The sequence below is a fragment of the Roseofilum sp. genome (assembly GCF_982964205.1).
This window is the reverse complement of the sequence record NZ_CEZBFX010000030.1, coordinates 36,306-44,894: the sequence shown is the minus strand read 5'-3', so window position 1 is coordinate 44,894 and position 8,589 is coordinate 36,306. Positions and strand designations below refer to the sequence as shown.

The 8,589-nt window shown below is 44.2% G+C and carries 9 protein-coding genes; 7 read left to right on the top strand and 2 right to left on the bottom strand.

Going from position 1 to position 8,589, the window contains the following annotated elements; translation table 11 throughout:
• Nucleotides 1–130: 130 nt before the first annotated feature.
• Nucleotides 131–811, bottom strand: a complete 681-nt coding sequence (locus AC3A14_RS10115; RefSeq protein ID WP_318700865.1) for a response regulator transcription factor — start codon at nt 809–811, stop codon at nt 131–133.
• A 622-nt stretch (nt 812–1,433) separates the two neighbouring features.
• On the opposite strand from AC3A14_RS10115, the gene AC3A14_RS10110 reads away from it, so the two are divergent.
• From AC3A14_RS10110 to AC3A14_RS10090, 5 genes are all read left to right on the top strand, one after another.
• Complete coding sequence (locus AC3A14_RS10110) at nt 1,434–2,180, top strand: phycobilisome rod-core linker polypeptide (RefSeq protein WP_318700864.1); 747 nt, start codon at nt 1,434–1,436, stop codon at nt 2,178–2,180.
• 264 nt (nt 2,181–2,444) lie between these two features.
• Nucleotides 2,445–3,212, top strand: a complete 768-nt coding sequence (locus AC3A14_RS10105; RefSeq protein ID WP_318700863.1) for a phycobilisome rod-core linker polypeptide — start codon at nt 2,445–2,447, stop codon at nt 3,210–3,212.
• A gap of 136 nt (nt 3,213–3,348) precedes the next feature.
• Entirely contained in the window at nt 3,349–3,639 is a 291-nt protein-coding gene (locus AC3A14_RS10100; RefSeq protein WP_271938587.1) for a CpeR family transcriptional regulator, read from the top strand.
• A gap of 145 nt (nt 3,640–3,784) precedes the next feature.
• Nucleotides 3,785–5,209 carry a sensor histidine kinase gene (locus tag AC3A14_RS10095; RefSeq protein ID WP_318732494.1) on the top strand — a complete coding sequence of 475 codons (1,425 nt, stop codon included), beginning with the start codon at nt 3,785–3,787 and terminating at the stop codon, nt 5,207–5,209.
• Between the two features lie 28 nt (nt 5,210–5,237).
• A complete protein-coding gene (locus tag AC3A14_RS10090; RefSeq protein WP_318732493.1) occupies nt 5,238–5,801 on the top strand; it encodes a Uma2 family endonuclease in 564 nt (187 codons plus the stop codon).
• A 119-nt stretch (nt 5,802–5,920) separates the two neighbouring features.
• Here the strand turns inward: AC3A14_RS10090 and cpeY are convergent, their stop codons facing one another.
• Nucleotides 5,921–7,195 (bottom strand): C-phycoerythrin alpha-cysteine-82 phycoerythrobilin lyase CpeY, encoded by a 1,275-nt coding sequence (gene cpeY, locus AC3A14_RS10085; protein WP_318719773.1) that lies wholly within the window; start codon nt 7,193–7,195, stop codon nt 5,921–5,923.
• A 248-nt stretch (nt 7,196–7,443) separates the two neighbouring features.
• On the opposite strand from cpeY, the gene cpeB reads away from it, so the two are divergent.
• The gene (gene cpeB, locus AC3A14_RS10080) at nt 7,444–7,998 is read left to right on the top strand and encodes a phycoerythrin subunit beta (RefSeq protein ID WP_271938578.1); all 555 of its coding nucleotides are present in this window, start codon (nt 7,444–7,446) and stop codon (nt 7,996–7,998) included.
• Between the two features lie 87 nt (nt 7,999–8,085).
• A complete protein-coding gene (cpeA, locus tag AC3A14_RS10075) occupies nt 8,086–8,580 on the top strand; it encodes a C-phycoerythrin subunit alpha (RefSeq protein ID WP_318699288.1) in 495 nt (164 codons plus the stop codon).
• Nucleotides 8,581–8,589 lie beyond the last annotated feature (9 nt).

Genomic DNA, 8,589 nt, shown 5'->3' with positions numbered 1-8,589 from the left:
TCGCGTAAGGAGTGGTGGCTCGGAGCGCACACTCGATTGACTCGATCTGATGCCAATAACGTTCAATGAGTCGCTGCCTCGTATAGCAGCGCACTCTGAGGAAAGAGTCGCTGTTTATCCCGAATCCAGGTTAATAAAAGTTACTTTTACCTAATCGATATCCAATTCCATGAACAGTTTCAATAAAGTCTTCAGGGGCACCCACAGCTTTTAATTTTTGACGTAAACTCCGAATATGGACTTTAATTGTATCTTCTTCTGGAGGATCTTTAAGTGACCAAATATGTTCAATCATCACATGACGACTCAACACACGACGACCATTCCGCAGTAAAAGTTCTAAAAGAGAATATTCTTTGGGGGTTAGATGTAAGGGGCGATCGTTATAATTGGCTTCATAAGTACTAGGATCAAACCTTAATTTTCCCCACTCTAAAATAGGAGCAGATACACTCCCTCGACGTAAAAGGGCACGAACCCGTGCAAACAATTCACCAAGATCGACAGGTTTCACAATATAATCATCTGCTCCAGCATCGAGACCCGCAATTTTATCACTAACTGTATCGCGGGCTGTCATCATCAGAACTGGCATTTGATAACCTTGAAGACGCAGTTGCTTGCAGAGACTGATGCCATCAAGATCGGGAAGCATCACATCTAAGAGTAAAAGGTCATAATCAAGAGCATCAAAGTATTCCCATGCTGCTGCTCCATTGGGTGCAATATCAACGACATAAAGTTGATCGGTGAGGGCTTCTGCTAGAGTCTCAGCCAAAGTTATGTCATCTTCAATTAAAAGAATCCTCATGTGGTTATCGTTGCCTTGACCCATTCATTTCAGCTTACAAGAAAATTCAGCATATTCTCTTGGCGATCGCAGGATCAAGTATTACGAAATGTTAAAATTTGCTAGATTTTAGGAATCTTTCCGATTTCTTTACCGTTTCTTCCCTATTTTAATTACGTTCCATCTGCTAAGTTGCTAACTTATGGGAGGTTGGCTCATTTAGCTAAAAAAAAATCTGTAATGAAGGATTACGGATTTTCCTTGACAACCGAGGTTACTGCTGATGGAGGCGGGATAAGACCCTGTATAGAGCAAGACGAAAGTTGGCTCTTTCGGAGGCAATCGCTTGAGAAGTCAGAAGCTGGCGTTGCACCCTAATGGTACAATGTCGAGTAGTTCACACAGTTTCCTAGAGACTAGCTTAACGTTACTCTCTAGAGTCCTCGAACTGAAAAATCACAGAAAGAACTCTCACCTTTGAATCAAGATGAGGTTCAAAGTTGAGAATTCAGATCAAAACAATTGGGTTTAAGATGGGCCCTGAGAATCGGATTTAGGCGATCGCTTAGGGCTTATAATTTACCTGTTGAAGGGAAAATCCTTTTTTTAACTTATTGTAACCCCAAATACTCCAGGAGATTCTATGACAATTCCCTTGCTTGAATATTCCCCAACCACTCAAAATCAGCGAGTTGAGGGGTTTGAGATTGCTAGTCCTGAAAAACCTCGAATTTATACGACTGAATTGTTACCATCCTCCACAGAGGTGGACGAATTGATTTGGGCTGCCTATCGACAAATTTTTAACGAACAACAATTGATTTATCACAATTACAAAAATGCTCTGGAATCTCAGTTGAGAGCTGGACAAATTACTGTCCGTGATTTTATTCGATCGCTGCTCTTATCTGAAAGCTTTCGGCGCAATAACTATGAACCCAATAGTAATTATCGGTTTGTAGAATTGTGTATTCAACGGGTCCTCGGACGGGAAGTATATGGAGAACGGGAAAAATTAGCCTGGTCGATTGTTCTCGCGACGCAAGGATTAAATGGGTTTGTCGATCAATTACTCGATACAGAAGAATACTTGACCCATTTTGGTTATGATACGGTTCCCTATCAGAGACGGCGGATTTTGCCCCAACGTTCTCAGGGAAATTTACCCAGTGCCAGAATGCCTCGGTATGGAGAAGATTATCGCCAGAAATTAGAATCTTTGGGTTATTTTCCACCTCTTACACCGAATTATCGTTGGTCATGGCAGCGCCCTCCTTATCCGGGTTGGGTTCGTCTAACTGGCCGGCTCATTGCTCTAAGTGGAGGCGCTTTATTAACCTTAGGCACAGTTGCTGTAGCTTTAGCTGCTTGGGGAGTAATTTCCTTATAAATTTATAAATAAGGAACACTAAACTTCAGGCAATTCAGGTTAGAGATTAATGAGGTGTTGGCTTTAAGACCTACCTGTAGTAGACTGAGTTCATCAGCAAACTAAGCGATCGACAGTTGAGTAATATAACTTAACTGTTGCAATGTTTGTTGTTATCGATCTAAACCTCGGTATTACTCCTCCTGCATTCAAAATCAGGAAGAGTAAAAAGAGAAAAGATGGTTGATTAAATAAAGCATTGAAAACCCATTCAGGATAATACCAATGAGTGTAGTATTAGATAATCCCCTTGAGCTGTGGCCAACCAGTAGCTTGGATGAAAAGCAAGCGGTAATTCGTGCTGTTTATAAGCAAGTGCTGGGAAATCCCCATGTTATGGAAAGTGAGCGGCTGGTTACGGCTGAATCTCAGTTGACCCTAGGGGAGATTACTGTGCGTGAATTTGTCCGTGAAGTGGCTAAGTCTGATTTCTATCGCAGTCGCTATTTTGAGACTTGCGCTCCCTATCGGTTTGTTGAATTGAATTTCAAGCATCTGTTGGGACGTGCGCCAGTCGATCAGGCAGAACTTTCGGAACATATTACTCTGTGTATTGAGCAAGGTTATGATGCCGAAATCGATTCCTATATCGATAGTGTGGAATACCAAGAGAAGTTTGGAGACAATATTGTTCCTTATTATCAAGGTTCAATTAGCCAAATCGGACTAAAGCAAGTTGACTATAACCGCACTTTGTCTTTATATCAAGGTAATGCGGGGGTAGATAGCGCATTTAAAGGTTCTCGGTTGGTACAAGATGTGGCTACCAATTCAGCAACAAAAATTAAGTTGCCCTCTACTGGTGGTCGTGTAGCTGCCTATCAAGATGCAACTGAGAAGACCTTTGAGATTCTGGTAACCGGATCTAAGTTTGACTGTCCCCGCCATGTTAGTACCACTCGATATTTAGTCTCCGGAGCGAAAATGACTCCCCAAATCCAGCGGATTCATCGGGCCGGTGGTAAGATTGTGAGTATTACAGAAGTGGCTTAAGAACAGCCATAATACTGTGCCCTGGTAGTCAATTATTGGATAAATAAGCAAGGGGTTTTAACCCCTTGTTTTGATCTAGAGAGTTGAAAAGTTCTGAGTGGAGAGAGCTGTGATACCCCCAGTGGCTTGTCAAAAAATGCGAAACTGGATCAGAAATCGCTATTTAATCTGTTCTGGTAGTTTTTTTATATTTCAAAGTGTAGAATATTCAGCGGTAGAACGATTTGAAGAATGTGTATCGAGTTTGGGCGGAACGTTGATTTCTGTGGAACCAGCTCGGCGGGTCTGGATTGGTCAACATCGACAGGTAATTTTGTATCAAGCCAAGGCTAGCTTGCACACCCCTAATCATAATTTAAAACAGTATTGGTTACAATACGGTAGTTTTTATACGAAATTTAATGACCCTTGTGGGGAGGATAACTAAGAGGGTAGATAATTAATACTCAAGAGTTGGCGATCCGGAAATTGCAACTGATTTATTCGGTTCACCTCCTAGTCAATTGGCTAAAAAGACCGATACCCTCACAGGTAATATCTGTCATAATTCGCGCCAGATGGGGGAAATGGTTATGTTTGAGTGGATGATGCCAACATTAAGTGAACTTTTAGGGGGATCGGAACCGATCGCCAATCGTCAAAATAAGGCTGAACGATCTTGGTGTGGAGCGATCGCCGCTTTAAATGATTTGCTCGATCGAGATGAACTTTCCCAAGGCTTAATCCTCTGTAGCTCTCCCATTCTGACCCATCCCCATCCCCAGATTACCTCTTGGCTGTTTTTACCTCTGCAAGAAACTCATTCTTTGCTGTTTAAACTGCCTCCAGCTCCTTCCCAATCGGGAGGCTTACCCCTCGCTCCAGTTGGCTCTTCCTCTATCTACGGTGGCGCTCCTCTCTCGTCTGATGAATCATCTTGTCCGCTCACTGCCAAAACCCTATTAGCCCCTCAAGATCCTCTACACTATGAACAATTTGCTGTAGTGTTAACCCCTTCATTGAGTTTGGTTATGGCGATCGCTCCCCAAACGACTGGAGAGCTGGGATTTCAGTTTTCCTTTGACCCCCAGGATGTTGAACGGGCTTGGAATGCATTGCGATCGCGGGTTTGCCTAACTGGGACTCCAGAAGATGTGCAGCATCTCGATAACCTCTATCACCAGTTTCCCCCCGTTGCTCCAGGGTATCAAACGGTGACGGCATTTAGTCGGTTGATGGTTCAATATCTCCCTGAACCTTCGGTTGCGGTATCGACTGCCGATCGATCTTCGGAGGGAGTGCAAAAGCCAACGCCCCCATCACCGACAACAACAGCCTCTCAACCGGATCTAGAATTACTTCAGGCGATCGCCCATGGAGTCAAAACTCCCTTGGCGACAATTCGCACCTATACTCGCCTGTTGCTCAAACGCTCTAATCTACCCCCTGAAGTGTTGAAGCGTCTGCACACCATCGATCGCGAATGTACGGAACAGATCGATCGCTTTAATCTCATTTTCCGGGCTGTAGAACTGGAAACTACACCCACCAAATCGCAATCTACCCAGTTAACCACAACGTCTCTAGCCCAGGTGTTTCAGGAGGGTATTCCTCAATGGCAAAAACAAGCCGGTCGTCGTAATGTAACCTTAGATGTGGTTTTACCTCAACATACACCTACAGTCGTCAGTGACCCTCATTTATTGGATCAAGTGTTAACCAATGTGATTCAGAATTTTACCTCGACATTGCCCACCGGTTCCCATGTTCAAGTCGAAGTGACTCCCGCAGGCAATCAACTGAAATTACAATTAATCTCAGAAACACCTCAAGCTTGCCCTAGTTTGTCTCCTTTTAAAGCATTGGGTCAAGTATTGATGTTTCAACCAGAAACGGGGAATTTGAGCCTGAATTTGAGCGTCACCAAAAATCTGTTTGAGGCGATCGGGGGCAAACTTTTGATCCGTCAACGACCGAAGCAAGGAGAAGTGATGACGATCTTCTTACCTATTCGATAATAAGTAACCATTAAGGAGGAAGAATACGATGTCTCTGACTGTTAAAGACCTAGAACAACTGCAAACCCAATTAAGCGATGCTCATCTGGACTATAGAACCGAATTAGTAGATGGTAAAATTATTGTTATGGGATTATCTGATTATGTTTCCGAAGTGATTATTGCCCGATTAATCTTTTTCTTACAAAATTGGGTAATTCCCAGATCTTTGGGTTATGTTACCGGCTCTTCGGCAGGGTTTCGCCTACCAGATGGCAATTTACGGGGGCCAGATGTTTCTTTTGTTCCTGCCCAGAAAATGCGTCAAGCTCCCCGTGCTTTTGCCGAACTGGTTCCAGATTTAGCCATTGAAGTTCGGTCAGCATCTGACAAGATTAAACCCTTAGTGGCAAAACTGGAGAAGTTTTTAGAGTTAGGAAGTCAAGTTGGAATTTTAGTTGACCCCAAAAATCTAATAGTGACGGTTTACCGTGCGAACAGTAAACCCGTTGTTCTCAGCAGTGAAGATACTTTGACTATTCCAGAATTATTGCCGGGTTGGGAACTTTCAATTGCCGAAATTTGGCCCCCAGTGTTTGATGAAGAACTGTAATACAGCGCTTTGCGCTGTTATGAGGGACAGTGTTGAATCCTCCAAGCTATGTACCAAAAGCCTATTCCCTATTCCCTATTCCCTATTCCCTAGCGCAAAGCGCTATAATGATTGACCGGTTAATGAGAAGCCTGAGTTAGAGCTTTGGCTTGTAAGATTAAATCCTGATCTTGGGCACAGATCTCCCCTCCTTTGCGATCGCCTAATTGGTCTAACGCCAACAGAGAAGCATACTTAAGATCGAAGATCGACGTTTTCAGGGCCTCATGTAACAGGGGAATAGCTTCTGTTGCACCTAAATTTCCTAGGGAGATCGCCGCAGCCGCCCTAGATTTTTGGAATTGAGGAGCTTCATTGTGCAAGGCTTCCACCAGTAAATCATAGGCAGGTGAGTACCCTAGCCATCCCAAGAGTTTAACCACATGATAATGAGCGCCATAATCATTATTTGCTTTCTCAGCAAATGTGGCTAATAACGCTTCTGGTGCCTCTTTTGGGTAGGTGTGCAGGAGGGTATAACTGGCTAAATAACAGCGCCCAAAATCCGTACTATAGAGTTCATTAATCGCAAACTCTATGCTCGGGGTTTGATCATATTCGTGGACAAATTCTAGGGTATCTGGATGATCTCGGATGACCTGGTCAAAATACGGTTCGACCTCGGAAAAGGTAAATTTCTGGGCAGCAATTCCACTTTGAGCCAGATGTTTAATCCCCCGCAGACGAAATACAATGGAAACTGGACATTGGACAATTCTGGGCAGAGCTGGATAATAATAAGTATCCATTAAATCTTGGATGCAAGCTCGGCGCACATTAAGATTGTCACTATGCAGAAAGTCCACTACCCGATCCATGGAACTGAAATCACCACTTAACTGACAAGTCGCGGCGATCGCCACACTGGAAATACACAGATCGTCTGAGTCTATAAACGGTTTAATTGCCTCTAGAGCAGGTTGATAGCCTAACTGGGTCAGAACTTGGATAATCACCCGATAGCTTTGATTCGGTTGCCGCAACAGTTGGCTGATTTGTTCTAAAATTTGCGGGTCATCTGTCCCGATCTGGCCGATCGCCCAAACCGTATTCTCCACTGTATAGATATCCGAGTCCGTTAAACACTCGCGCAGGGTAGGCATGGCGATCTCAGCCTTCAATCGTCCCAAGCTCTCCACCGCCTTACGTCGGGCAATCCGATTATACAGATCGTCCTCCTGATTTTGAATGGCCTTGATCAGGGCAGCTATCGACCGTTCTGTGGGATAGCGCATCAGGTGACAAGCCGCCACATAGCGATCGCTCGGATCGGCTAACTGATCCAAAGGCATCTCTAACAGGGCGATCGCCTGGTCTTCACTTAAATTAAAAAGCTGAGAAAATCGTTTATCCATAACTCAAGCACTGAACTAGCATCAGCAGATTTCTTAAAAATACCTTGAAATCAACCCTTTCTGGATCAGTGATACCGTTCTTTACCGATTTATCATCTGGCAATCATTAATAAAATCCTCTGAATTGTAAAGGATTATTACATTGTTTATCATAAAGCTACCATCAGTCCCCATCATCTCCTATAGTCAGTTATGACCAGTGCAAAACGGGTCACTTAAAATTCAACTATTGAGAGGGAAACATTTCAATGCTTGACGCTTTTTCGAGAGCTGTGGTATCAGCAGATGCCAGCACTTCCACTCTGAGCAGCGACAAAATTGCTGAACTCAAAGGTTTTATTTCTGAAGGCAACAAGCGCTTAGACGCTGTTAATGCTGTAGCTAGTAACGCAAGCTGCTGCGTTTCTGATGCAATCACCGGTATGATTTGCGAAAACCAAGGCTTAATCCAAGCTGGTGGTAACTGCTACCCCAACCGTCGTATGGCTGCTTGCTTACGTGATGGTGAAATCATTCTTCGCTATGTCACCTACGCCTTGTTAGCTGGTGATGCTTCTGTTCTCGAAGATCGGTGCTTAAATGGTCTGAAAGAAACCTACACCGCGTTAGGAGTTCCCTCAACTTCTACCGTTCGTGCAGTACAAATCATGAAGGCTGTTTGTGTTGCTCACATTACCAACACCAACACAGAAGAGCGTGCTGGAGCAAAATATCGTAAAAACGATACTCCCCAAGGAGACTGCTCTGCGTTAGCTGCTGAGTGTGCTGGATACTTCGATCGCGTTATTTCCGCTTTAAGCTAAAACCGATAAATCACTGCACCGAAGATCTACGGGCAATCGTCCCTTAAAAAGTAACACCGATCACATAAACCTGGAGATAGTAAAGAAATGAAATCAGTTCTCACCACGGCTATTGCTGCTGCTGATGCTGCTGGTCGTTTTCCTAGCAGCTCTGACCTAGAGTCTGTTCAAGGTAGCCTCCAACGTGCGGCTGCTCGTTTGGAAGCTGCTGAAAAACTCAGCGGTAACGTTGATGCTGTTGCTCAGGAAGCTTACGATGCTTGCATCAAACAGTATCCTTACCTGAACAATTCTGGTGAAGCCAACTCTACCGACGTTTTTAAAGCTAAGTGTCTGCGTGACATCAAGCACTACATGCGCTTGATTAGCTACTGCTTGGCTGTAGGCGGTACTGGCCCTCTTGATGAGTGGGGAATTGCTGGACAGCGTGAAGTTTATCGTGCTTTAGGTCTGCCCACCGCTCCTTATGTTGCAGCTCTGAGCTATGCTCGTAACCGCGGTTGCGCTCCTCGCGATATGTCTGCACAAGCTCTAGTTGAGTACAATGCTCTCCTAGACTATGTAATCAACTCCTTGTCCTAGTCTATAACT

What these genes read in the sequence shown, in the direction of transcription:
- cpeB (WP_271938578.1), top strand. Translation starts at nt 7,444, where the DNA reads ATGCTTGACGCTTTTTCGAGAGCTGTGGTATCAGCAGATGCCAGCACT.
- cpeY (WP_318719773.1), bottom strand. Translation starts at nt 7,195, where the DNA reads ATGGATAAACGATTTTCTCAGCTTTTTAATTTAAGTGAAGACCAGGCG.
- AC3A14_RS10110 (WP_318700864.1), top strand. Translation starts at nt 1,434, where the DNA reads ATGACAATTCCCTTGCTTGAATATTCCCCAACCACTCAAAATCAGCGA.
- AC3A14_RS10095 (WP_318732494.1), top strand. Translation starts at nt 3,785, where the DNA reads ATGTTTGAGTGGATGATGCCAACATTAAGTGAACTTTTAGGGGGATCG.
- AC3A14_RS10100 (WP_271938587.1), top strand. Translation starts at nt 3,349, where the DNA reads ATGCGAAACTGGATCAGAAATCGCTATTTAATCTGTTCTGGTAGTTTT.
- cpeA (WP_318699288.1), top strand. Translation starts at nt 8,086, where the DNA reads ATGAAATCAGTTCTCACCACGGCTATTGCTGCTGCTGATGCTGCTGGT.
- AC3A14_RS10115 (WP_318700865.1), bottom strand. Translation starts at nt 811, where the DNA reads ATGAGGATTCTTTTAATTGAAGATGACATAACTTTGGCTGAGACTCTA.
- AC3A14_RS10105 (WP_318700863.1), top strand. Translation starts at nt 2,445, where the DNA reads ATGAGTGTAGTATTAGATAATCCCCTTGAGCTGTGGCCAACCAGTAGC.
- AC3A14_RS10090 (WP_318732493.1), top strand. Translation starts at nt 5,238, where the DNA reads ATGTCTCTGACTGTTAAAGACCTAGAACAACTGCAAACCCAATTAAGC.